Source organism: Escherichia sp. E13S3 (assembly GCF_004212325.1).
GTDB lineage: Bacteria > Pseudomonadota > Gammaproteobacteria > Enterobacterales > Enterobacteriaceae > Escherichia.
The window spans coordinates 324,656-350,884 of the sequence record NZ_RHJR01000003.1; the positions used below are offsets into that span (position 1 = coordinate 324,656).

General features: G+C 49.5%; 6 protein-coding genes. All 6 read right to left on the reverse strand.

What is annotated here, in order from left to right; all coding sequences use genetic code 11:
• Positions 1-102 precede the first annotated feature (102 nt).
• Positions 103-2,217, reverse strand: coding sequence for an ATP-dependent helicase (locus D9597_RS04480; RefSeq protein WP_000218182.1), 2,115 nt, complete (start codon positions 2,215-2,217; stop codon positions 103-105).
• Complete coding sequence (locus D9597_RS04485; protein WP_130221727.1) at positions 2,214-8,555, reverse strand: DEAD/DEAH box helicase; 6,342 nt, start codon at positions 8,553-8,555, stop codon at positions 2,214-2,216. The genes D9597_RS04480 and D9597_RS04485 overlap by 4 nt, the downstream gene beginning before the upstream one ends.
• Positions 8,555-13,465 (reverse strand): class I SAM-dependent DNA methyltransferase, encoded by a 4,911-nt coding sequence (locus D9597_RS04490; RefSeq protein WP_130221728.1) that lies wholly within the window; start codon positions 13,463-13,465, stop codon positions 8,555-8,557. Before D9597_RS04490 ends, D9597_RS04485 begins: the two co-directional genes overlap by 1 nt.
• A 2-nt stretch (positions 13,466-13,467) precedes the next feature.
• The gene (locus D9597_RS04495) at positions 13,468-16,326 is read right to left on the reverse strand and encodes a DEAD/DEAH box helicase (RefSeq protein ID WP_130221729.1); all 2,859 of its coding nucleotides are present in this window, start codon (positions 16,324-16,326) and stop codon (positions 13,468-13,470) included.
• Positions 16,327-16,549: 223 nt separating this feature from the next.
• The gene (locus D9597_RS04500; RefSeq protein WP_130221730.1) at positions 16,550-22,864 is read right to left on the reverse strand and encodes a DEAD/DEAH box helicase; all 6,315 of its coding nucleotides are present in this window, start codon (positions 22,862-22,864) and stop codon (positions 16,550-16,552) included.
• Positions 22,864-26,223 (reverse strand): STY4851/ECs_5259 family protein, encoded by a 3,360-nt coding sequence (locus D9597_RS04505; RefSeq protein ID WP_130221731.1) that lies wholly within the window; start codon positions 26,221-26,223, stop codon positions 22,864-22,866. Before D9597_RS04505 ends, D9597_RS04500 begins: the two co-directional genes overlap by 1 nt.
• Between the last annotated feature and the right edge of the window lie 6 nt (positions 26,224-26,229).

Here is a 26,229-nt window from a genome sequence, read left to right on the forward strand (position 1 = left end):
TTGTCTGGCTGTTGGGAGCTAAAAAATATAAATATCGCCAGTTGCCAGAACGGTTATACAGACCAGGAGCGTTTCGGCTCCTGGTCTGTTTCGGACATATTATCAGTCAGCCACTAATAGCGGACTAGGGACACCAGATGATGAAACAAACAGCCCTTTTACGGCACGGGTTGCAGCCACATGCAGTAACGCGCGCTCATTAAATAATGCATCACGCTGTTCAACGGGATCATCGGATGCTAATGCTTTTATTTCCGGCACAACGCCTTCGTTAATCCCCACCAGGAACACATACTGGAACTCAAGCCCTTTAATACGGTGCATCGTTGCAACCCGCACGCCAGGGCGTGCATCGCTGTCACCGCTATCATTGCCTAAATTAAATGTCTCAATTCCGGCGTCATTCAGTGCTGATGCGTAGCGGTCACAAGCATGTTTAGTACGCGCAGTAATGCAGATATCCTGAGAACGAACCTGATTCGCCAGCAATGCCTGAATTTGCTTGACGAGCGTTGCAGCCTCTTCTTTGAAATCTGCCGCATGCGTAATCATGGGCTTTTCCCCGTGCAGTAATGACAAATAATCATTACTGGTATCCGCTTCGCCATCGAGGTTATCAACCTTGACACCAGTTAACAGCCCAACAGCAAATTGACGCGTCTCTTCTGTGGTCCGATAGTTAATCTTCAATTTTTTACTGCGACGACCACGGACGTTAATACCACACTGACCAAGAACGACCTTATTGCGATAAATACGCTGATGCCCATCCCCGACAATAAACAGATCGTTGGGCGACTCGGGAACCAGGCTGCGAATAAGAGTAAATGCCGGGGCACCGATATCTTGAGCTTCATCGACCACAATACTGCTATAAGGTAGTTGAACCTGTTTTTCTTTAAACAGAACAATAGCCTCATGCATGGCATCGCCCATTTCGCGCAGTTTGGCACGCGCCATTTGTGCTCTGAATTCTTCAAAGACTGGCCAGATTTTCGCCCGTTGAATACGGGATAACGCTGTACCACGTCCAACCCGGCTGACTTTGAGATATTCCTCCCGGGTGTAAACCGCATTTGGCTGGACAACGCGTTGCCACTCTTCAGCATAGAAATTATCAGGTAGCCCCAGTTCGGCAGGTGCCTGCTGCAAGGCATAGTTCCAGCATTTGCGTCGCCCTTCATCGCTGTCGTATACCACGCGGAAATCATAACCGTGGCGTTTTAGTTGGTCGCTCATCCAGGCATCAATGTTAACGACGTCAATACGCGCCATCTCTTCTCGCGTACACAACCGCTGGAGATTAGCGCGAATATCTGCCGCCAGGTTACGCGTAAAGGTCGTGAAAAGTACCTTCTTACCGGGTTTATCTGCCAGACGCTGAGATAACCACCGCGCACGGTGCATCGCAACAACCGTTTTCCCTGTACCTGCACCGCCCAGTACTCGTACCGGACCATTAGCGGGCGACTCCACCAGTTTTCGCTGGCTCGGGTGCAGAAATACACGCCATTTTTCTAAAGGCGCATTAAGCATCTGCAATAGTTCCTGTTCATTTTCAACGACATGGAAGCGACGTTTACTTCGTTCAATCGCCTCCATAAAGTCGTTGGTATCAACAGGCTCATCACGATGATCGTTAAACTCTTCCAGCACTTCCTGGTAATCCAGCCCTTCTGCCAGCCAGTGCAGAGGTTCCCAGGCTTCTGCTGGCATTATGCTTTCAAGTTGATTAAGCCCGGCTTCATCGGTAAGCGCCATCACCTGATCAATAAAGACAGGCGGCACACCCAGGGCCAGAATCTGTTCCGCGCTGTAAGCCGCGAAGAGTTTCGGTTTATCAACCACCGCTTCCGGTGCCGGTTTGATATAGCTAATATCAATGACCTGAATCGCGCCGGTAACCGGGTGAATCGAACAATCATGCCGCCGCGCCCAGTCGTATGCTTCGTCGTGTTTATCCACCCACATCAGCATATACAGGGCACCCTGTTCAGGTTTCAGAACAATGCCGCGATAAGTTTGATCGATTCGCACCGAATGGACATTTTTACTGCGCGCATCGTGGATCTTTTCATAGTTAAGTCCATTACTGGTCGGGTCCTGACGGAATTTGGAGATGAATTCCTGCACCTTTTTTTGCTGTGCTTTTGGGATCCGCGCGAATGCGCCCAGAAAACCATCAGAAAGTGCCACCTTGGGCGTTTGCACCGTCATTTGTCACCTCCGGACAGATGTTGCAATGTATTTTCGTCAATTGGCCCGAATGCAACGTGCCAACCTCTGGTTGTGAATAATGGAATAAATTCTTGATTATCAATAATCAATGCCCATTTTTGTGATGGCCAGGCGAGATCGGCTTCCGCAATAATTTCACCCTCATCATTTTGCAATTCGTAGCCGAGAGTCGGCGCAGAGAGAGAATGAGACTGAAGCAACGCGATCTCTTCAGCGCTTAATAAGCCAAACTCAATAATCTCAGCCCAACTTTCATCCGTCTCTGGTACTGCCTCTGGCGTTGCCGTAACTTTAGGGTCAACGCTTTCCTGCGGTAAATGCACGGCTTTACGGCTGGTAAAGGTCATATCCGGCAGGAACTGTAACAGGTTTACCAGTCGCCAGAAGCCATTGAGTCCCGCTTCATAACCGTCATCCTGCGTATAGCGATCGTCAAAACAGATATGCAAACGCAGCCAGCTGCGCATTTGTGCGACGCTGGTCGTCGGTTTAATGGCTTGTTGTGGTAACACCGAAGCCAGCTCAATAAATTGCTGCGATGAGTTACAGCTATCGAGTAAACCACCAAAGACAAACGGTTCGTCTGGCAAAAGCTCTGCTAGCCGCCAGGCTGGCGCGTTTTCCTGCATTTCATAGGCATACTTTTGTTTCGTGCCCGCGTCCTGTGACTTCTTCACATCCAACCACACCCAGGCATGTGCAGCAGCCATTTTCTGCCATAACTGCGTTCTTCCTCCCGGATCGGCGAGATAATCCAGCAGCAGTGCAAAACTGTTACGTTCCCGGAACGACGCTTCAAGGGCCGCAAAGTTGGTATCGTGAAACAGGTTATAAAACTTAGGCTGTTTCATATCCGGGTTATGCCCAAGCCCCAGGACATCCTGAACATGTTTAAGCCCAGGCTCTTTGAGATCGGCCCACGTGACTGTCCACACCCAGAAATTACCGCTATCCCGAATCGCCTGGCGTTTTTGCACATCCTCTGCGACGCTATTTTTGTGGAACGCAAAGCCATCAAGGAAAATAGCCACCGGTTTAATGGCATCAGACTGCATAAGCGGAGATAGCACGTAATCCGGGCGACAAGGGATCCCCACCGCCTCTTTAGCGCCTAAATCCACCTGAGCTTTAAGATGCCAGCTCATCATCGGTTCGCTGCGGGTGTTAATAATCCACCCAGCGCCCTGATGCGCGTAACTGCGACTGACAATCAGGTTTTTATTTTCTTGCAGGCAGCTAATAAACCGTTTTTCCAGCTCACTGCCCATCATGGCTTCGAGGGAAATGTTTTTGATGGAATCAATTACCCGTATCGAATCTCTTGCCTGCAAAATTTTCGCCAGCAAGAGACGCGCCTGATCGCGGGAGACATACTTCATGCGCCCACGGTCACGGTAAGCGTAAACGCAACGATAACAACCATCTTTATGCGTATCATTGTTGCAACTGCATTCCACTATTGCCTGATAGGCCAGTTCAAGTAATTTCAGCAAATTGTCGGGAGTGCGCATCAGCTCTTTAAGAGAACCAGTCCCCCCCGGGACGGTATCGTAAATCACCAGATACTGCCGCCAGGATTCGCCTTCATTTTCCGGCTCGCGGTACACAACGCCTTTCAGGTGATCGACATTCCCCTTGAAGTAATGTTTAAGGCCGAGCTGGATCGCCGCCCCAAGAGAAGCCTCCACGACACGGTCATTACTGTAACTGCTTACCGGGAGCAGAATACGCAACGCTTCTGACTCCAGCTGGCGATAGAGATAGAGATAATCTTCGAACTTCGCCTTTTCCGGTTCCGTGCGATATTTGCAGCTCAAATCATGACGTGGTTCATGATCGCGAGGACGCTGCACCATGCCGCACCCGAGGCAAACTTTAAACCCGGTTCGCTTCTTCGCTTCTCCGGCAATCATCAACTCATTGGCATCATCCGCCATTTTGCCGAAGTTGATATCCCGCAGGGTGACTTTGCTTAAAAATTCAAAACCAAACGGAACTTCGCCTTCCTCAATCGCGTATGCCGCCGATACATCTTCTTTTTCGAAACTAACCAATAGCTGACGCTGGAAGAAAGCAGGTTCACGGCTGTCGCTCTCGTCGCTGATCTGGCTATCACGTGCGCTGGCGCGGGCATAAACCTGGCGAAGTTTCAGCAGCGTGGTTTTTTGTCCGGCATCGGCCCACCCCGGTGTGCCACATTTCGGGCAATATTTATGCTGGTCGCCCGTCTGGTCGATATTTTCGCTGTAGTTACAGTGGCTACAGATACGCCAGTTCTCCGGCTCAGAGACCTTCAGGTCTATCTGCTCAATTTCAACTTTATGCCCACCGGCATAGAAATTATTCAGCGGAGCCAGCTCAGCCAGCGCCGTTGATGCCGGGCGTTCATATTCGAAAGTGGTGTTTTGATATTCACGTGCTTCCCCGCCTTCTTTACGCCGCCAGAGCACAGAACGTAACGTAATACCGGCTTCCGGGAAGGCGTAGTTAGGCAGCAGACCTTCATCCGTGAGGAAATTCAGCGTTTGCTTATTGTTGATTTGATTGACCAGCGCCATCAGCGCCTGCCGTTCCGAAGTTAACTCGCGCATATCGCTGTCAAAGTTTTGATCGCGCGGCGCATTCTCCAGTTTATCGATACTGCGCTTGAGTTTATCGATGCGTGAACGCAGAGATTTGCGATCTTCCACCAGCAGTTTTAACGCCTCTTCGATACGCTGCACCAGAGAGCGTTGTCCTGGCGCGCCCTGAAGATAAGACAACAACTGTTGGCGAGTTTCTGCGGCAAGATCGGGGAAGATCGCCGTAAATTGTGCAGCAATCTCCGCATGATGCCGTTCGATATATCGCAGTAAGTTATACGGAAAACCCGATTTACGCCCGAACTCCAGCTCATCCAGCATCTGTTTGACGTTTTTACAGATAGCGGATTCTGGTACACCGGTTTTCACCCAGTTATCCATACAAAAAGCTGCCAGCTGGCGTTCGAGAATAGCCGTTGCATTGAGGAAGACACCAGGAGCCTGCACCTGGCCCTGCATCATCTCCAGCGGTTCTTCAAAGAAAAACTGATCGTGCGGGTTCCCTTCTGCCACGGTAATGTTTAACGCGTTACCATCTTTACGACCGGCGCGACCAATACGCTGCAAGTAGTTGGCCTGAGCAGGTGGGACAGAACAGAGTAAAACGGTGGAAAGATCGCCAACGTCAATACCCATCTCCAGCGTCGGTGTTGCCGACAACAGGTTGATATTCCACGGTTGGTTGCCCCGGTAGAACGATTTTTCGGTGGCTTCGCGATCTTCACGGCTAAGCAGCCCCGTGTGTTCTGCGCCCTGCACGCGCGCGATGTCCATGTTCTCCCAACGCCAGGTCGCCGTATTGTCGACTTCCTGGTAACGACCTTCACAACGTAAAGAGAGACAAGGCGCATTACGCCACTGCCAGCCTTGATCGGCCGGAGCCCGGACAACCTCACGGCAACATGAGCAATTAAGCTGAACGACGTCACGGCTCACCACCAGCGCCGAAGGCACCAGTCCCCAGGCTTCACGCCCTTTGGTGTCAAAATCTTTTACTACTCCGGCTATTTTCAACGCCGTAAACAGGCGTCGTAACACTGTTTCCGCAACGCTACTGATAAACAGATTATTGCCGTTACTCAGCGTGCGATTGATCCAATGCTGATACCAGCTGGGGTTAGACTTCGCGCCAATCAGGCGATGGAAACCATTAATTTTTTCAAACGACGCATAAGCCGGTTTACGCGTTTTCGGACCGATAGAAGGCATATAGCGCGATGTACGCTCTTTTTGCGTCATCATAAAGGTCGTGCCATCACGGCGATAACTTTCGAACGCCGGATGCATAACGGCCCCGGCCTGGCGTTGATACCAGATAACCCCCAGCGCCAGGTGCGCTACCTGCTCGACGCTCACACCGGACATCTCATCCCCCAGCTCTTCACAAAGCTGTTGATGCAGGGCGGTAATTGCCGGATTGAAGCGATCTTTATCCACTCCGGCAACGGCATAACCGGTGGCTTCCAGCGTACGTCCGATACGCGCGCGCAGAGTAAATTCGCTGTACACCTCCCAGTCGAGGCGCAGGGAAACCAGCTCCGGCAGATCGGAGTTCTCCGCCAGTTTGCCTTCATTTTTCAGCGTCTGATAATCATTCAGCCACTGCATATTTGGTGCGATGAAGTTCGCTGCAAAATGAGCATCGTCCGGTGAACGTTCACGCGTTTGTTGGCAAACACGCGCCGCGAACGCATCCAGCGGTAATGTCTCTTTTTCGCCAAGAACACTGGCGATTTGCCCGCGAATCATCAGCGGCCAGGTACGGGCAGTAAAGAAGCTGGCACGATGCGCGGCGTCTTGTACCGAGTCAGAAAACGTAATCAGCTTTTTATGTTCGTTGAACTGGCTGCCATAAAGCTGGTGAATCATCACCGCCGACAAACTGGCAGCCCGTGACCCCAGGATCGAAATCCCCTGTTTGCTGTTGCAGTACGGGCATTCATTAGCAAACTCCAGCTCGTCCTTACGCTCTTTGAGCATATCCGGGATCAGTACCTGCAACAGTTCCGTATGACCGCAATGTCCACACTGGACGCTGGACTGCCGGTTCAGTTTCAGACAGGTAGGACACAGTTTCTGGTGTGCGCCACTGACCGCTTTTTCGTTGTTATCCGGGAAAGCAAGGACGATGGAGCGCCCTTTTTCAAAGAACTGGCGATAAATGCCGTCGAGGTCTGTTTCCAGCTGAACGCTTTGCCCATGACGCAGGCTGGCCCAGCCGGTTGCATGGCAGTCACGGCAGTGGATAACCGGCAAATAGTGTTCGCGGTCTTCCACCGCCACATCATCGGCAAACACCAGTCTCGGCGTTTTCGCCACGCTGGCGACCAGACGACGCATCTCACGAAGCCACAACTGGGAACGCAGTTGCACAAACGGCAACACCGGACGCGCTTTCTTCGCCTGGAGACGTTTTTGCCGATCGTATTCCGTTTCCGGTACTTCGAGACGTGCCTGCGCGATCAGCGCCAGAATGCTTTGCAGCACGCGTCGGGCATGGTCGGCGCTTTCTGCCAGCATGACCTGGAGATTTTCCAGACACTCTCGTTCAGAGAGGATCCCGCCTTGCAGATCATGGAGTAAGACATGCATCACGCTGTGGCGGCGTAACAGTGACCCCAGCGCAATACGCTTTTCACGCCCGTCGTCGCTCTCCAGATCGTCCGGGAGTTGCAAGTCGCTGTCGGGGAACCACAAAGGGATTTGCCCGTTAAGATACGCTACCGGGGTAGCGTAACTCTGCGGGTCCAGGGCCGAAGCGACCTCCGGCCCCGGATACTGACTGTACGCAATGGCGTAATCCTGCAAGTACTCCGCTGCCGTGTAGCGATCTTCGCGAATAACGGCGTCATCGGTAAACGGCTGGTCAAAGATTGTTTTTGCGTAATCGAGCAGTTGCCCCAGTTCGTCGCCGACGGTAGCTGATGTCCCGACGCAGGCGAATCGTTGGTTATCTACACCTATGTGATGCTTCAGACGTCGCACCAGACAGGCCAGATCCGACCCTTGCGCGCCATCAAACGTATGCAATTCATCCACGACCAGGTAACGCAATGAACCGGGCTGGTTGTAACGCCAGAGCGGCTGATCGCCAGGGCGCATCAGCAGGTAGTCGAGCATTTTGTAGTTGGTCAACAGGATGTCCGGCGGGCTTTCGCGCAGCGTGTGCTTGCAGGTAATGACCTTTTCTGCCGACATTTTTTTGCTGGGTTCGATTTCGCTGTCGCCGACAAACAGGCCGACGGTCACCTTGCCATGCAGTTGTGGATCGCTGGCGATGGTTTTGGCGAAACGGCTGGCCTGATCGGTTGCCAGGGCATTCATCGGGTAGATGATAATCGCTTTAACCCCGGCTTGTGACGCGCCCGCGCAGTGGTTGAGCAGCGGGAACATAAAGCATTCTGTTTTACCGGAGCTGGTACCGGTAGCGACCAGTGTCGGCTGTGGCGCGTCGCTTCCCAGACGCTGAAATGCCCGGGCCTGATGTGCGTGCGGCGGGAACGGCAGCGTCAGATTAGGGAAAAAATTCAGCGGTAAGTCACTTTTACGAAACGGCAACTGGGCGGAAAGGTATGGTCCTTTCAGCAACGTTTCGGGCTGGGCCAGAAATTGCTCCAGCATTGAGACATTATCGTTATTCTCACCGTTAAACAGCGGGCTGTTTAGCGGGAACGCCGCCCGTAAAAAGGCGGCTACGCTGTCGGCGACCTGCCGACTGACAACGGATGGCAGCATCAGGCGCTCTCCTTATCTTGTGCAAAGAACGCCCAGGCCACTTTGTAGTCGTCTTCACGATCTGGCTTGATAAACGGAGCCTGCCAGGTGACGGTACGGCGCTCGCCTTCGTCGCTGCGGGTATAGTCATCAAAGGTAACGCTGACGGTACCGGTTTGCAGATGTTTGACATCATCCCAGCCGATGGCTTGATCGGTGCAGTCACCGCCGGTCCAGTCCGGGCTGTCGACGTTAAAGACAAAGCCGTTTTTCAGGTCAGCTTTACGCGCGGTACGAGGCAAGCCAACGCCCACCAGCCCTTTGCTTGGGGTAAAGATAATGCGACCGTTTTGATCGTACCAGGTGTCCGCTTCGTACTGGCGCATCACCGGGAACTGTACACGGTAAATGGTAAGCAGCTCTTCGAGAGTTAACCCCAGCGCCTGCGCCACCAGTACGTCGATTTCTACCAGCGCCTGACGGCGGCTGTAGTCGGAGCGTAAAGCGCAGTTACGCTGCCACTCTGGGGTCAGATTGGCGAAGAAATTTTGGGGGAGTTGTGGGAGATCGCGGCTCCAACTTTGATTTTGGAAATCATCGTTGTAACAGATGTTCCATAACTCTGAAAAATTTATAGTCAAAGAGGAAAGGGATAATGCCCTGACTCTAGCTGCATTCTTTATATAACTTGCTAAGTTTATAATTGGAAATTTCGAAATTACACTTTTATTTGCATGACCCGCACCAGTGCTCTTCACTTGAAAGTCTACCGGTAGTGATAATGAGCCGACATAAAAATCAAGCAGCTTATTGTAATCGTCAAAAACTTGTTGAATACATGTGTGTATATTTGCAACACCTTTTGGAATTAGTGTCCCTACTAGAGTTCTCTCACCCGACTGACTTAACATTTCTCGACTAATAAAACGATAATAATCTGTTACCTTTCTCGGTTCATCTTCCCCCGGTTCCGTCCACGACACCCGAGGGGTGCGCTTTGCATATTCCTGTGCATCACATGCCGGAATGTAGTTAGTGCGCGGCAGATAGTCGTCAGGCAGAGTTAGCAGATCGAGGTTATCGTATGCTTTATGCGTATCGCAAATCACTTTCGGCGTGTTATAGAAAGGATTTCCAACATAAAAATGCGGGCCAGACAATACCCATTGTGACGCATCTTTTGGAAACTGCGTATTACGTTCAATAGTGCCATCACGCTGCGCATAAGTTTCATCGAACATCACGGTAGAAAAATACTCTTTTTGCAAATCCCCCAGGCGTATAGGTTGGGCCGCAAATTTCTCTAAAACAGCGATCAGTTGTCTTGCATGTATAGCAGGTAGACGGGCCTCGAGACTTGGCGTTCCTTCCTCATCATAAAGCTGCGAAAAAAGCTTTAATAATTGTTCATCAATGTGCAATAACCGATCCGGATGCCCCTCCAGGTTCCATTCATCCTGATCATTCTTAATACCCCCTACGATCTTATCTGAAGGCATAAAACAGCCATCGATCGTTTGTGGCATAAAGAGGTTCGCTATATTACTAAACCCTATCTTCGCGGATGTCGTTGCATACAGATTAATACTAAATTTGTTACGGTTACCGATCGGGAACAGTGCTCTTTCATTCTGAAATTGAAAATGCGCCCTCAGCCTCGGATATACCGCCGCACGCAACTGCCCGCCTTTCGGGTCATCATAAATCCCTTCCGGGTGCAGGAAACCTGACACGCCTTTCTCTGCCCCTAATCGCCAGGCCTGCGGCAGGAAGCATTTATACAAGTTGGTCTGCACCCCGCGCAGTACCGGGTAGTTCTGCTGCGCATTCAGGAAGTTTTGCATCCCTTCACAGCCTTCATACTCGCTGCGCCAGGCCGCTTCCAGTGCCGGGATCTGGTTAAAGGTATCAACACGCAACGTTGCCAGCTTCGAGGCGCTCAGCTTACGCAGCACAAATTCCGGCTCGTAATCACCCAGCACGCCCGCTTCCTGCCATTCCACTTTCAGCCACGGCGGGTTTCCGAGCATCAGGTCAAAACCGCCGCGCTCGGCAAACAGGTCGCAGAACTCCAGATCCCAGTGGAAGAAACGGTGCTGCTTTCTCAGGGCATCGACAATCGCCAGACGCGGCAAATGACGGAACAACACCTCGGTTTTCAGACGACCTGCAACGGAAAACAGCGAAGACTCTTCTCGCAGTAGGCCTTCTTCGGCAAACAGATCGCCAGTGGTGTGCTCCGCAACTTCAGTGACTTTTTCCGTGATTACAATCCCGTCGAGCAGGGTTTCAATCTCAAACAACCAGGTGCCGCGATCCGGTAACTCATCGGCTTTGTCGATCGGCCAGAACCACAGCGCGCACCAGTAGTCCATCACCCAACGCAGCTTCTGGTAGGCACTGTTATCTTCAAGACGACCACTGAAGGTTTCATCTTTACTGCTCAGCGAAGAACGCGTCTGCTCGCTGTTTTCTGCCGGCCACACCGGGTAGCTGTCGGCGGTTTTCAGACGTTCTGCTTTAAGTTGCTGGCGATAGGTGTTCCACAGTGCTTCCACCTTTTCGCTGATACGCTGCACATCAGCAATCTCATGCCCGGCAAAGCTTTTAATAAACTCTTTGCGCCAGCTGTCCAGCGCTTTGAAGTCATCCGGATAACGCTGCTTAACAGTTTTATCGCTGTAGTTAGCCATACCACCGTCGGGCAGCAGGAAGTGGAAAATCTGCGTCTCTTCACGCGGCGTGTTCATCGCCAGTTCGACCGGCTCGCTGTTAAGCCAGCTCGGATCTTTGGCTTTTTTGTAGGTCAGTTCGCTCTTGTTAAATACCTGACGGCGCGCGCCCACCAGCGAGTTACCGCAGTGCAGCTGGTAACCAAACCACGGTACAAAGGCATCGCCACTGATGGCGTTCAGCCACAGCGACACTTCCGCCAGCTCCACCGCCACCGGGTTTAAGTCCACGCCGAAAACATTGTTATCGGCAATGTACATTTTCACCCGCTGTAACTCCTGGGTGTAACGATCCTGCGGAATACGGCGACCTTCCGCCTGCTGCTTGTGGAACAGATACGCTTCCGCCAGCTGGTTGATGGCTTCGTTAAGGAACGCCGCGCTGCCCATCGCCGGTTCGCACACAGTGAGGTTTAAGATGGCGTCGGCTTTGGCGTGCAGATCGCTAATGGGATCAATCTGCTCCTTAAACAGTTCTTTCAGGGCATATTTAACCAGTGAGCGGGTCAGCACTTCCGGGGTGTAATAAGAGGCAGATTTCTCACGGTCGCGCCCGGCCATACGGTAGATAAAACTGCCTTTGCGGTGAATGCGCAGACTGCCGTCTTTCTCGTAGACCTTCTCGTCTTCGTGGTATTTGCCAATCTCATCCTTACTGACGAAGTAACCTGTCTCCAGCTCGTTAAACTCTTCCCCGGCTTTCTTCACCTCGTAGAGATCTTCGCTGGCGAAGAATCCGCGATAGGAGAGCAGCGCCTCATACACCGCACCCAACTGGTTGATACCCAACTGGCGATAAGATATACGTCCACGGCGGTTAAAGCGCCCTTTGCCCGGGCGGCTTAACGACATCGCCTGGATAATCTGTTGCAGGGTTTCGTTACGGAATACCACGCGGTTAAGAATGCGCGTGTTGTTGGCATCAAACAGATGACTTTCCAGACGCGGGACGCTGAACTGATGACTATGGATGGTGATCCGGTCGCCGCTCTCCAGGTCACTCTGCATTTTCACGCCGCCGTTGTAGCCTTCGCGCACCAGTTTAAACAGCATATTCAGGCTGTCGTGGAAGTAGCGCCCGTTGCGATCTTCTTCGCTGGTCAGCGGGATCATCTCCAGATCGCGCAACGTTTCCAGGCTGTAACCTTGCAGATAGGTTTTGGCGGTCATTGGCGCATAACCCAGCTCCGGGCGCGCTTCAATGTAGAACAGGAACAGCAGGCGGTACATGTAACGCAGACATTCGCGGCTCAGTTCATCCGGGTCCACCGCACGGTTACCAGTATAGTTTGCCAGGCCACGGTCGATCAGATAATGCATCGCTTCGTTGCCCAGCAACTCAATGCTTTCGCGCAGGGCATATTTCAGATCTTCCGAAACACCAAACGCATGTTTGTGCGAATTGTCATCCAGCGAGTCAAGATATGGTGCCCCACTGCCCGGCAGCAGCGAATCTTTATGTAGCAACACTGCCGTCGCTTTCAGCGTATCCGTTTCACGACGACTTAAAATCTCTTCAAAATCAAAACGTAGCAGACGGTTTTGCGCCCACTTAGTACGGTCCAACAACAATAGCTGACGGTTACCGAGCAGCAGCACAAAACGCGGCGGTTCATTTTGGGTGAAGACCGCCGTAGAGAGCAGATCCTGCCAGCTGCGATATTCACCGTTGGCTTTTTTGCGCAGGCTGTCGCGCTTATGTTTGTCGGTATCCGCCGGGAATTGCGCGGTCAGTAAAGAGAGCGCCAGCGGATCCAGCGTTCCCTCTTCCTGATCGTGTGCTTCAACAATCCACAGCCACGGGCTACCGTCAGTGCTGTTGTAACGCGCCAGTACCGGCAGTGGTGTATCGTCATCCAGCATTTGGATCTGCGGCGTAATTTCGTAGCCCAGCGCCTTTAACAATGGCTGCCAGCGATTACGTTGATCGGCCAGACGCTGCGGGATCTGACGCTGTTTTTCGTGCTCGGCAAGTTTGCGGAAAAACTCAGTCGCCAAACTGTTAAACTGGTTCCACGGAGCGCGGTATCCCGGCTCAACGTCTTTACCCTGTTCACGAGCGGCACGCTCCGCTTCACGCGCTGCATTTTCCTGGGCTATCCAGGGTTCCAGCACATCGCGGATATCACTGGTAAAAACCTCACCCAAATAATGGTTAGAGTAAAATTCGTTTTCGTTATTAATACCGACCAGCGCCATGATTAACCCTCCGCTCCGGTGATAACAGCAATTACCTGAATGTAGGGTTCTTTTTCAGTCGTCATGGTGTCCTCAATCCATTCAATATAGCTGTCAAAATTGTGTTCGATTTCGCGTTGTCTCTGCTCTTTACGGCTCTGCTTAACTGACAATTGCTGTTTATTATCGGCAAAATCCAGCTCAAGTTGGCTCAACTGCCGCCCACGCAAAACGTCCAGCTTTTGCAGATGCTCATTCAGTTGCTGGTTAATGTGCGTTTCAAACGCATTCCGATCATGGATGAATACCTCCCGGGCATGAGCAATAGCCGCTTCCAGTAAATCCTGCTGACGCTGGTGATTACGGTCTTTACCGCCGCTGTTAGTCAGCTTGTTACTCAACTGCGGATGACGTTGTAAAAACTCAGCGAATGGCTGACTGCCGATTAGCGATTCACGGTTAAAGCTCACCACTATCCACGGGTTCACCATCGGATGTGATTTACGGTTCGGGAATAACCCGGAAAGAATGAAGTGATCTTCATCGGGTTCAAGCAGGTATGGCAGACGGATAACCGGTGCCTGATGACGACCAAAAGCCGAAGAGATTTTATCGTCCAGCCACTGCACTACCGGGTTGATTTGCCAGAGATACTGCACATCGGGCCAGGCATGTTGCTCACCGCGAGCGCGCGCAATCGCGTCGGTGATGACGGTTTTATCCTGACTTAAATAGAGCTGCCAGTTATCCGGGGCGATTTCAGGCGGTAGCTGGTTGAAGCGGCGGCGTAACTCCTCCGGTGCCACCAGCGACAAGGTATTATCAGGCAAGGTTTCATACTGGATAGTTTGACCACTGGCTTTCAGGTAACCCAATGCTCTTTCGCAGTACGCCTGTTCGCTGGCAAACAAGCTGGTGTCTGTTTCGGTGACCATTGAGGCATCGCTGGAAACCGCACTGCATATTTCGCCAAACAGATCGTGTTCGGCACTTTCCGAGACGTTGCTGTTCAGCAGTTGATCAAACAGGCTGGCACCATCATCCTGCATCATGAACTCTGCAACCTGCTCTTCTTCCTCTTCCTGGGTAAATTTGCCGGTAAACTCCGAACTGTCGCCAATGTTCTTCTGCGCCTGTTCGTCTTTGTTGATCAACACTTCCAGTACGCGCATATCGCCATTGATCTGTGGTTCGCTGGCCTCGGTAAGCAGATAGCGGATTTGAGGCTGATGTTTTTGCCCATAGCGGTCAATACGCCCGTTACGTTGCTGGAATACCATCAACGACCACGGAATATCAAAGTGAATCATTTTGTGGCTAAGGTGATGCAGGTTGATCCCTTCAGATGCCACATCCGAACAAACCAGAAGACGCAACGGCGACTGCGTTTTACCAAAGGCTTCTACGGTTTCCATCAACACCGTATCGCCCTGATCGCCGCGCAGCGTGGCGATCTGGTCATCTTTCAATTTCAGATCCGCTCGCAGTTGCTGTTCGAGGAACTCCAGCGTTTTAATGCTTTCGGTGAAGATCACCAGGCGATCTTCCGTGTTATTAGCTTTCCAGGCGAGGTCTTTTCGGATGGTGTCGAGCAGCAACTGGTATTTGCTAAACTGGCTGGCATCAATGTTATTCAGCGCCAACAGCAATGACTCCAGTTCGTTGATCTGGCTCTGGCTATTATGATCTTTACGGCTCTCAAGACGCTTCAGACGATTAGCCACTACGCTGGCACACGCCATCGGGCTGGAAAATAGCGCTTTTTCGAGAGTTATCTTGAACAGACGACCTTTGTTAGACTGGGCCTGCTCATCGTCATCATCCCGGAACTGACTCTCAACCAGGCGACGGTATGCTTCTTCTTCGGCACCGGATGCCAGGCGAGTCAGTTTAACGATATTGCGCTCGGGGAACTCGCCGGACATCTGATCTTTCACGTCTTTTTTGAAGCGACGGACAACCAGATTTTTATCGGCAAAGTCGGCGTATTCATACTCTTTCGGGTTGGCGATCGCCGTCGGGTCAAGCATGTTCATCAGGCTGGCAAAACTTTCAGCTTTACCATCATGCGGCGTTGCTGAAAGCATAATCAGCGTATCGCTGCGCCCGGCGAGCAGCTTTGCCAGTTTACTGCGTAACGAACTGGTTCCACGTTCTGCGACGTTATGGGCCTCATCAATGACAATAATATCCCACCAAGCATTTTCCAGATGGTGACGATATTCAATGTCTTGTTTCAGCGTATCGATGGAGATAATGGTCTTGTCAAAATAGTGGAATGGGTTGTGGTTGGTAGGGATGCGGTTACGCACCTTTTGTAAACCAGCAGAATCCAGGCGGGTCAATGGGATCGCAAAACGGCTCCAGAACTCCTTCTGGAATTGTGTCAGCATCGATTTAACCGCCAGAACCAGAATACGTTTTCCGCGCCCACGACGGATCAGTTCCGAAACCAGAATACCGGCTTCCAGCGTTTTACCCAGACCTACAGCGTCGGCAATGAGTATCCGCTGGCGCGGCTGTGCCAGCGCCATCCGCGTAGGATCGAGCTGAAACGGCATGGAATCCATCGCCGCCAGATGTCCAAAATGGACTTTACTGTCTGTCGGTACGCGTTGGCGTAACTGACTTTCAATATACAACTGCGCCGCCTGATAATTGGCGGATTCATCTTCCACCAAATGCGTTTTTGCGGGATCAAGGATCTCTACTTTTTGTTCCAGTTTGGTCAGAAATAACCCTTCTTTACCGCGCACCAGCTCTGAAATACCATCGCAGGTCAGCAAATACCCACCATCACCACTGTCATCCGCCCGGCGAATACGCCATTCGGCATCACGAATAACCACCCGCATACCAGGTGCATAATTTTGCTTATTCATCGGTTTTTCTGTCTATTTGGGGCAGTGGCGGTAACGTCATCCTGAAAAATGTGGCGCGGCACACTGCGATAAAAAAGAGGGCCTTAAAGATATCATGAAGGCCCCCGGCAAAGTGACAAAATGGGAGGGAATGCGCATAAATTGCGCATGATTTTCAAACAAAAATTATTAAAAAGTGAGCTGGGTCAACTCCCCTGGAAGATATCCCCAGGGGAGCAGTTATTTATCCAGCGATAATATAACTCCTAAGGTCATTACCCGGGGCAACCGCTCGCGCTCGCGTGTTTGCCAGCCGTTCAACTTGCTGCGGTACTCGCAGGGCAAAATCAAAGAAGGTGTCTTCAATACAGCGCCAGTAGCTAAGCCCCATGTCGAGCAGGACATAATGCTGACTGCCATCGCTGAAGGTGACTGTCAGTTCTCGTCCATGCTCCGTACTCTGGTTATCCCCCGTTAACCAGCTAATTGCTCCCGGCCACGCAGGCCCCAGATATCCTTCTTCAAGTAAAGTGGTCACAACCTGCTGACGATCTTCCTCATTAAGCCACGCGTTATAGAGAGCGTCGTGTTGGCGAGAGTTGTAATCCAATTTTTTGACGCAAACAGTGAGGCTGGCGCGTTCCGCCATTCCCTGTTCAACCAGCTCGGTTAAGATTTCACCTAACAAACGCGCCGTGAATGGGCTATTAAGATAACGATCGCTGTACTCAACATGCGTTATCTCTTTGTGGCGGGTAAATGCCTGCTTCCAGCCAGCGTGCTGTTGCGTGACTAACGACCAGAAACGCGAACCAAAACCTTCCAGCGGCCCGTCCAGTTGTTCGCAGAGGTTGATGCGCACCGCCCCGGTGGGTAAGGCGGGCAGTAAATCTTCTGCACTTAAGGTCTGACCCGAGAAGGTTTTTCCGGACGTTCCTTTAAGTGTCACTACTGGTGAGGACGCACTTTGTCCCCATAATTCACCAGGTGCAACGGTAGCGCTGTCGTCTGCGGCCCACTGTTGGCTTTGCCCTTCGCGAGTCACCTGCGCAAGCCAGCGCCCCTTTCCTTGCATGAGTTGCGCAGTGGCAATGGATTTCACTTGTAAGCCCCCTCCCGGCATCGCCGCCAACGCGGAAAGCTGATGTCTGGAGCTATCAGTTAAGTTTGCCAACGGCGTGGCCACCAGCAACTCAACATGCCCACCGGAGGAGGCAAACTGGAGCAACTCTTTAAATAATGGCCATTGGGCAAAATCCCACTGTTCCTGCGGCCCCGCAAGAACCAGCGAGCAGGAGTCATAAATCTCGCTGTTCAGGCATTGCGCAATACGTAAACTCAGAGGGTTAGTTTCAACCCGGCTACCATCGCCGAAGTACTGATATTCTGGCGCGAGGTTAAGTCGCTGCAACCGTACATTGGTAAGCAGGGTTAATGCATGGTGACGATCTAATCTGTTGACATAATGCTGACTGTCGTAGCTGAGCAAGCAGTGGTGACAGAATTTATCGCAACTGCAATCGAGCAATTTTCTGGCGTAATTAAAGACATCAGCCCAATGGTCGATCAATTGCACTGCATAACCTGCACCCCCCGCATTATTGTCGTAAATGAAGATGGAATATCCGGTATAGCCATTGATATCGCGCGCTTGCTGCGTCGTCACGCCCAGCTCAGTATTTTCGATACCCAATTTATGCGCTAACCCTTCACGCAAAGCGACCGCAAGGGAACGCGCGGCAACCTCATCACGGATCAACAGGCCATTATCATCCTTGAGTTGCAGCTCAACCATATCTGTACGACTGCTATACCCCAACCACAGATCTTTATGCACATGACCGTGGCACAATTTATTGCTCCCCTGGCGATCGTTACTGCCCCCTCGCAACAGGTAATGCGTATTTTCCCTCTCTGGGTTCTTTAGATTTTCAGGGGTACGCTGGGGTTGAGTTTGAGATTCTGCCCGACCACATGAGAGGCAAATTGCGTAGCCGTGGCCAAATTCCCCTTCACTGAAGTGGAACAATTCCCCACTATGGCTAAAACGGTAACGTCCGAGCACAGCATCGGGTAAAGAAACCCACACCGAAGACGGTACAAGAACACGTGGATCTTTCCAGGGAAGTTGTGCAGGCATGGATACATCATTATGTGCCTGATAACGAATATCTGTCGCAAAACCAACAGGCTGTAAATAACGCTTCACATCAAGTTGCTGTATATCCGCTTTGCAGTGACTACATTCGACAGGACGGGTAGTACTGGTTGCCCCCGCACCACATTTACGACAATGCCAGAACCACGGAATATGATGATCGCCTGACAGCTCCTGCCCGCTGGCAAGCACCTTGCCAAGCATAATGCCCGAGGAACGATATACTTTTCCGCCCAATACCACATCTGCACCAGGCGCATACTCGCGTAATGCTGTAGGCAAATCACGGCTGGGCAATTTTTCAATACGACGAGAAAAGCTTTCTCCCCCTTCATTAGGGTCAGCCTGAGTAGCTTTTATTGCGCGACGTTTTTCCAGCTCATCTGCCGTCAGATAATTGAAATTGACGACGCCAACCGGGAAACCATGCCCCGGCAGGAACGCTTCACTAATGAGTTTAGAAAACAGATATGCACCGCGATAATCACGAAGCTGATAAGCGATGGCTTTACCTGCTGGCGTTTCTTCCCACGCGCTGTTATCTGCTTTCAACGCTTCGATATTTTCTAACAGTATCGCAAGTTGGCTTCTCCAGCGGATATCAACCTGCTGCATCATTGCTTGTGTGCGGGTCAAGAGCTGGGTTGCCGTCAATGACATCAGGACGGTTCCCTGAGTAAGGCGTTTAAGTTTATCCGCCAGCTGATCGGGCTGGTGATTTAACCAATGAAGAAAACGAAGACACTGGCTCTCATCACCTTCAAAGAACCATTTGCAACTCAGTTTTGTCGCATCAGGAACTTCAGCTCGTAAAAACAGACCTAAAACCAGGGCATTAACATGTCGTTGAACAATGCTACTGCTCCCAAAACGAACCCGTGGCGCACTGGCAGTAGTGTTGAACGCCCAGAGGGGGTCTTTGAATACCTCCATTCCATGCGCCGTGTTTTTACATAACGTAATGGCAGCAGATGCACTCTCTCCACGACGCCCCGCGCGACCTGCACGTTGCAAATAATTTGCCGGAGCTGGAGGAACGTTGTTCATTGCCACCAAACTCATACCACCAATATCCACCCCCATCTCCATGGTCGTGGAACAGTTCAGCACATTAACTTTGCCTGACTTAAATTGTTTTTCATTAAACTGGTTCTGCTCAGGCGTTCTCTGCGCAGAGTGTTCCTCCAGACGATACCAGCTATCTTTCAGGGCCAGTCGGTCGCTGCGAGTAGACCATAATCCTTCCTCGCGGGCATGTTGAATCAGCGCATTACTTTCCAGCCACTCCAGACGTTCTTCTCGGGCGATTTCTCCACCACCAGACAAACGCCAGTGACGTACAGGAAGCTCAGGCATTTCAATCAACACTGCTTTTTCAGGTGCAATTTCTTTGCTACCCGGCAAATACGGAGAGTATCCCAGTAACGTGACGTCTAACGCACGTCGAGTATAGGGGCAACGCCACACTTGCTTTGGACTGTAAAATTCAGCTTGTTGTTTAATATCCAGCTGATAACCCGACTCAAACTGACGTAAGCAGGGTCGAATTGCATCCCAGACCTCAATCATTAAGTGGTTAACTAACGATTTCCAGTGAGCCTGCTCAGGTTGTATTGCCGGAAAGACTGCGATTAATAGCTTAATGACCCGGTTATAATGGCGATCGCGTATTTGTGGCCAAAGTTGATCACGTTTCTGCCCTTTGTTTTTTTTATCTGGCCCCTGGAGCATTTTTACCGGGAAACGTGCCCCCATCCAGCGAGGGTATTGCTCGTTTTCGTAAAAAACGGCACTGTTTTCACGGATAAAGAAATCAAGAGTAATCTTCAATAAATTACGCCATTCCGCTAATTGCTTATCGGGATCGGGTAATAATGTCTTCCAGTCCTGCGGGCAGGTTGTAACTTTATCAATGAATGGATAGTGAATGGCTACCAGACCCAGACTTTCGAGGGTCCAGGCATTTTTAGGGCGGCGACCAAACTCGCTGTATAAACAAAAATCTGCAAACTGTTGTTTAGTAAGATCAAGCCCAGACAATTCTTTAAAACTGCCTCTCATTCTATCGGCAAGGTCCACACTGCCAACCAGCTGTTCAGACAGCGTTTGCCATGACATGGTTTTCTTCTGCTGATTGCCAGAGTTAGCCTGAAGTATTTGCATCGCTTCAGCATGCTCCGGGCTTAAGGAACTCACCATCGGCTCAATAATTTTAAGTGCCTGAATGTCCGCCGGGCTAAGCTCCTCATTCGCAGCCATCGCTTTTTTCAGCGCGTCGATGGAATTTTTTAAAGGGAGGACAGAAAACTGGCTAATAACTTTCTCTAACAGTGCACAGTGTGCCGGGCTGAGTTTTGCTGAAGGCTCTGTAATATTTGCCAGCTCCTGGTAACAAAGAGCTCGCAACGTCGCTTTATCGGCATCCTGCTGTAAGCGGGCTGAAATGCGAGCGGTACCCTGACGCGAATCCGTAAAGGTGAGCAAGCGTCGACCATTAAACGGTCCTAACTGCTCTTCTCTTGTTTGCGGTAATGGAGAAAACTCCAGCAGAGTAGGAATAATTTCATTTAAAAAAAAGGGCGCGCCGAGCCGAAGCGGACGGAATAAAGGATTATTTTTCCGTTGAGTGTCACCACAGCAAACACAAGCAAAGGAGTTATTGCGTCCCTCACCTCGAGATTCCGGTCTTAACAGGTTTATTTCATAGTGCTTTTGCGCTTCACTATCAATTTTCCCCGCCGTCGTTTCTTCCAGTGAAATGATATATTTTTCACCATCGCTCGCAATCAGACGATCAAATTGAGAGTTATTGTCTAATTCGTCGTTGTCTTCATCTTCAGAATAAACATCTACATCAAGAGCAAACTCATCCACTTCGGCAGCGGCGGGTTGCGCTACCAACCAGTTCGTTCCATCACCGCGCACCTCCTCTTTGGCAGACAAATAAGCTGAACCACACCCGGAGCAACGTAAAACTTCAAATACCGGCGCACCACAGTCACAATATTGGCGCTGCTCAAACCATACCTGACCAAATGGCCAGTCACTCTGATTTAATTCATGCGCTTTATGTGAGCATTGTTTGTTTGAACATGCCCATAGACCCGCCAGTGTTCTGATAAACCCATGCATACGTAATGGCGTAAAAGCCAGTTCACCTTCTCGCGATCTTGCCATTAGATCGAGGAGTTGCAGTAGCTCACGGTGATTAATATCTGGCCAGGTTCTTCTGGCAACATTGAGCAACTCACTCAAACGTACTGCCTGCCGTCCGGGATGAGTTAACGCCTGACGCAATTGCTGGGCCACACGGTAATGACAAAGCTGTTGGTAAAGATGCTGAGGGCTCAGAGATTTAAGAGAAGTTAAAGATGTGGGGTATTCATGACGAATCAGCGACTCCGATACCCGCGGTATTTGTCGATAACCGCGAACCACTTTGACATCACGTTCTGTAACGCCCGCGAGATCAGCGACAAATTTAGCAAGCTCCTTATTACCTTCAGGAGAGTCTTCACCAATAGTGGCAGAGGTCGCGATAATCTGCACAGGTTTATCTGTGCCAGGTCCAACATTGAAAGCCTGCATAACACGACGTAAAAGCAGCGCTAACTCAGCAGCCTGAGAACCAATATAACTATGGGCTTCATCCAGGACGATATACTTTAACATCCCCTGAGACTTTTCGATGATTGGGGCATCTTTACGACGAATCAGCATATATTCCAGCATGGTGGTATTCGTCACCATGATGGAAGGTGGTGCTTCATAAATGGCTTCCCGACTCAAAGCTTGTTCAGGTACTTTCAACTGATCTTCCTGAACTTCGTATTTGGTATGCCGGGTTTCGCCATTATATAGCGCGAAGCGTATTTTCCCCTTAAATCCGCGCGTCCATTCGCGAAGTCGCTCCTGTTGGCTGTTAATTAATGCATTTAACGGATACAAGAAAATAGCTTGTGTCCCTGTTAGTGACTGGCGGGTCGATTTTTGCTGACGAATAAGATCTTCCAGAACCGGTACCATAAAGCATTCTGTTTTCCCGGATCCCGTACCGCTGCTCACTAACAAGGATTTTTTGTCTTCCAGAATCGTTCGCCACGCAGTAAGTTGATGACGAAATGGCACTGGCGCTTTGCTCAATGCATCAACCAGCGGGCTGGAGATCAGCTTGTCCCGCAAATCCTCCATTGTTTCATCCGCAGGCATCCAGCCGAATGTACTTTCGAATACCGGGTCTGCAAGCAGTGACCCCTCCTGACCGGGAGGCTGAAAATATTGTGATTCCAGATAATGAGTCAACGACTTGCTCCGCAATGCCAACTGACTTACCACCGACCTCACCGCACGCTGATGAAGCTGATTTAGAAGTGGCGCATAATGCAGTTGCTGAACGTCCATCAATGACATACTCCTGCTTGTTCAAAATAATATTGATAGATTACCCCTAATTGCTGCGGGGCTTGCTGATAGTGGAATTCAAAAAGCGCAGACAGTTGATGTATCAGGTTATTATCTTTTTGGGTTAACAGCGCTGCGACTAACATCAAATTAAAACGTTTTTCAAGCCGTGAGTGATATTTATCTTCAATCCAAAGCTTATTAAAAACAGATTTTAACTCTGGAGTTATAGCACTAGCCCAAAGTTCTTTAGGGAAGATACTGATACGCCCAAAGCTGTCGGGGTTCCTTAATAGCATCTGTTTAGCTTCATTAAACTGCTCACGACTAACAGTTGGCAAGACATTACAACCGACTGGTAGGCTCTCGCTATATGTAAGTAACATATTCGCAATGGGAGCCAGCCGACGATCGATATGTGCACGATGGTTCATAAAAGCAATAAAGGGTTGCAATATATGTAATGCTAATGTTTTATCGTTAATCTGTTTTTCCAGATAAGTCCAACACTTTTGAAAAACACCTTTCCAGATTGAAACAGGAGTCCATCCCCATGAAAAGGGTAATTCTTCCTGTATATCATAAATCGTATCGCTATCACCAGAAAGACATGATGATATTAACAACTGAACAACCACGCGGTAATTACTCGAAATACCTCTGAACAAATCCAGATCCAGCAAGGATAAGCCATTATTCATTTTGTATTTCTTAATATACTCTGTTAATAAACAGCAATAATTTTGCAAAGGGTTGTTGTCTATTTCAAAAATTAGCTCATTAAAATTTTTTTTGCGCTGTTCTGGGTCTGCTTCGCATAGAGCATTTAGTAATAAATCATTTGTCTGCAATACAGGTAACATCCATTCAATTACTGGTGCAATGCGAACTGTACCATCAAGTTTTCCCACAATTAACCATGGGCTATCATGAACATTTAGACCTGAAAGATCATAAGCAAATTCATCTTTTTTTAGCAGAGAGATGTGTAAACCTGGATCCTTAATAGAAATAGCCTCAACAACCAGCTCATCTATTCTATTGGGAGGAAAAACAATAGAGCTTTTTATATCTACCAGTAATTCTTTATCGTGTTCAATAAAACTACCATCGTAGCGTTTAATATTGAGTGTTGCTTTATCCTTTCCAAATCTGTCAGAGTAAAAATCAACACATAATGTACTATTACTGTTCCATGCACATGCCAGCATAGCATTTAGCAAATTATAGTTCTCATAAAGTGAAATTTGTTGTAATTGGTCATTGCGGCCTGATAAAAGAGGAAGGTCGGCATGTAAATAATGGAATTTTTCAGCTACTGGATTGTCATCCAACAACTCGATATTCAGGTATCCTTTTCCGGCACAAGATATGGTTAACAACTCAGCATCTATTCCATGCAAATGTGTTATAGATGCCACACCATCAAAATAAACAGAACCATCATTAGTTACAAATCGGCCACCACTAACCGGCTTAGGTAATAATAATTTAAGATTAGAACCATCTTTCCAGGAAACCCGTAAATTAATGGTACTTTCCAGCATCTGCGATGAATTACAATAAATAGCACACTCGTTTTGTGAATAATCGGACTTAAGTGTTACCTTTTCATTGTTTGAATATTTATCAATTCTAGTATCCGTTATACCAGAAAGCATTATAATGCCTTGCTGAGCACTCTCAGGTATAATTTTAATATCGAAGTCTGCTGGTAAAACTACAACTTTACCGCTAAATAAAACCTCACCGTTAACTATTCGCCGGACTTCTATCTGCCCTTTTGGCATTTCTGATGCGACAGAATACCAGGCATTGTTACCTGAACGAATGGATCGCCAAAAAAGTTCTTTCTCCGGTACAATGCCATATTGCAGCTCCTTTTTCCAACCGATCTTCGGCCAGGCTCGATGGACAGGATAATCCGATTTAACCAGTTCAACTTCTGTCGATTTAATATAATATTCAATCGCAGAATCATAAAGTTGCTGGGTGCGAATTGTACAAACTGCACCATCATGTAAAACAACGCTAAATACTCCACTTATTTTAGTTAAGCTGCGTTCACTGTTTTTCAGCAACCTTGGGATATCAAACTCACCTTCTCCACTAATATCTAAATGGCTATTTTTCGGTAGCGAAATAAACAGAGCATTTAGCCTGGAACTCACAGACCCCATACCAACAAGTTTTAGCTGCGATTCACTCTCATTCATCGCTTCAAAAACCCAGGGAAGTTCTTCAGTAAGTTCATAACCGCCTTTTGGAATTGTGTGGCCTAACAGAATTGGACCTTCATGAAGCGACAATGAGATTTCGGCCATTGCATCTGCACCAGAGAGTTTTTGCATTGCAATAGGTAATAACTCGACCCGCCAATCTTGCTGCTCATAACGGCTTAGCATTGCCAACCTTGCCCCGCCATTTTTCCATTTTCCTGAAATGATGAGTCGGGTCTGCTCCGGCTGAATATGGCATTCAAACAAAGAGGTTAACTGTTCTGTACGCATTGTGGCCGGGAATCGGAACCGGGCATCGCAATACCAACTGTCATCAACATCGACCCAGATTCTTTCAACCTGAAGACTACTTGCACTGCGTATTTCAGAAGATTGAGAAAGTAATCGCCTTACAATCTCTGCAGCATTCGCTTCGGGGAGAACGAGTGGAAGTTGAAGATGCCAGTCTGGAGAGAGCTTACGTAATGCAGAAACGGGATCACTGCTTTGAGGAGGATGCTCACTAAGTAATCGGCAGAGAGTCTCGCAGAATTCACCGGCTATTTCATAGACCAGTTCGTTTTGCATTGTGACAGGAATCGTATCGCCTAATTCTTGTGCAATTTTAGCGGCAGGATATTGAGATGATTGCCCACGAAGCGCCTGATATATCCTTCTGAAATAGGTAATCAAATAACCGCTCTCATTTTCAATCATGCGGATAGGTAAACCACCTTCACAAGCCAGTGTATGAAGATAACCCGAAGCTTGCCCCAGGTTTCTTATCTTTCTTTTCCAGTAGCGAATGCCATCATTAACCAGCTTCTGTCGATGAACATACGGAACTTTCCAGTCAATAGAATCTAAAATTGTGTCCCATTTAGGGTGTCCGACCGTATGAGTCCGGCGGATAAACTCTGCGGCATATATGCTAAATAGAACATCGCTATAGGAAATGAATATCGTTCTGGGATAACTACGGGGGGCATAAGTACGCAGTAGTTCTGCCAAACTTTCGTACTCTGTATCAGTACAACGGTAAGCATATAACGCCCTTCCATCAGCTCCGGATAATGAACGGCGACTAAAAAACATGTTAAGCCATTGCAAAAGTGGGTTAACTGGAGTTTTCACAAGCAACCTGCC

What these genes read in the sequence shown, in the direction of transcription:
- D9597_RS04480 (WP_000218182.1), bottom strand. Translation starts at nt 2,217, where the DNA reads ATGACGGTGCAAACGCCCAAGGTGGCACTTTCTGATGGTTTTCTGGGC.
- D9597_RS04485 (WP_130221727.1), bottom strand. Translation starts at nt 8,555, where the DNA reads ATGCTGCCATCCGTTGTCAGTCGGCAGGTCGCCGACAGCGTAGCCGCC.
- D9597_RS04490 (WP_130221728.1), bottom strand. Translation starts at nt 13,465, where the DNA reads ATGGCGCTGGTCGGTATTAATAACGAAAACGAATTTTACTCTAACCAT.
- D9597_RS04495 (WP_130221729.1), bottom strand. Translation starts at nt 16,326, where the DNA reads ATGAATAAGCAAAATTATGCACCTGGTATGCGGGTGGTTATTCGTGAT.
- D9597_RS04500 (WP_130221730.1), bottom strand. Translation starts at nt 22,864, where the DNA reads ATGGACGTTCAGCAACTGCATTATGCGCCACTTCTAAATCAGCTTCAT.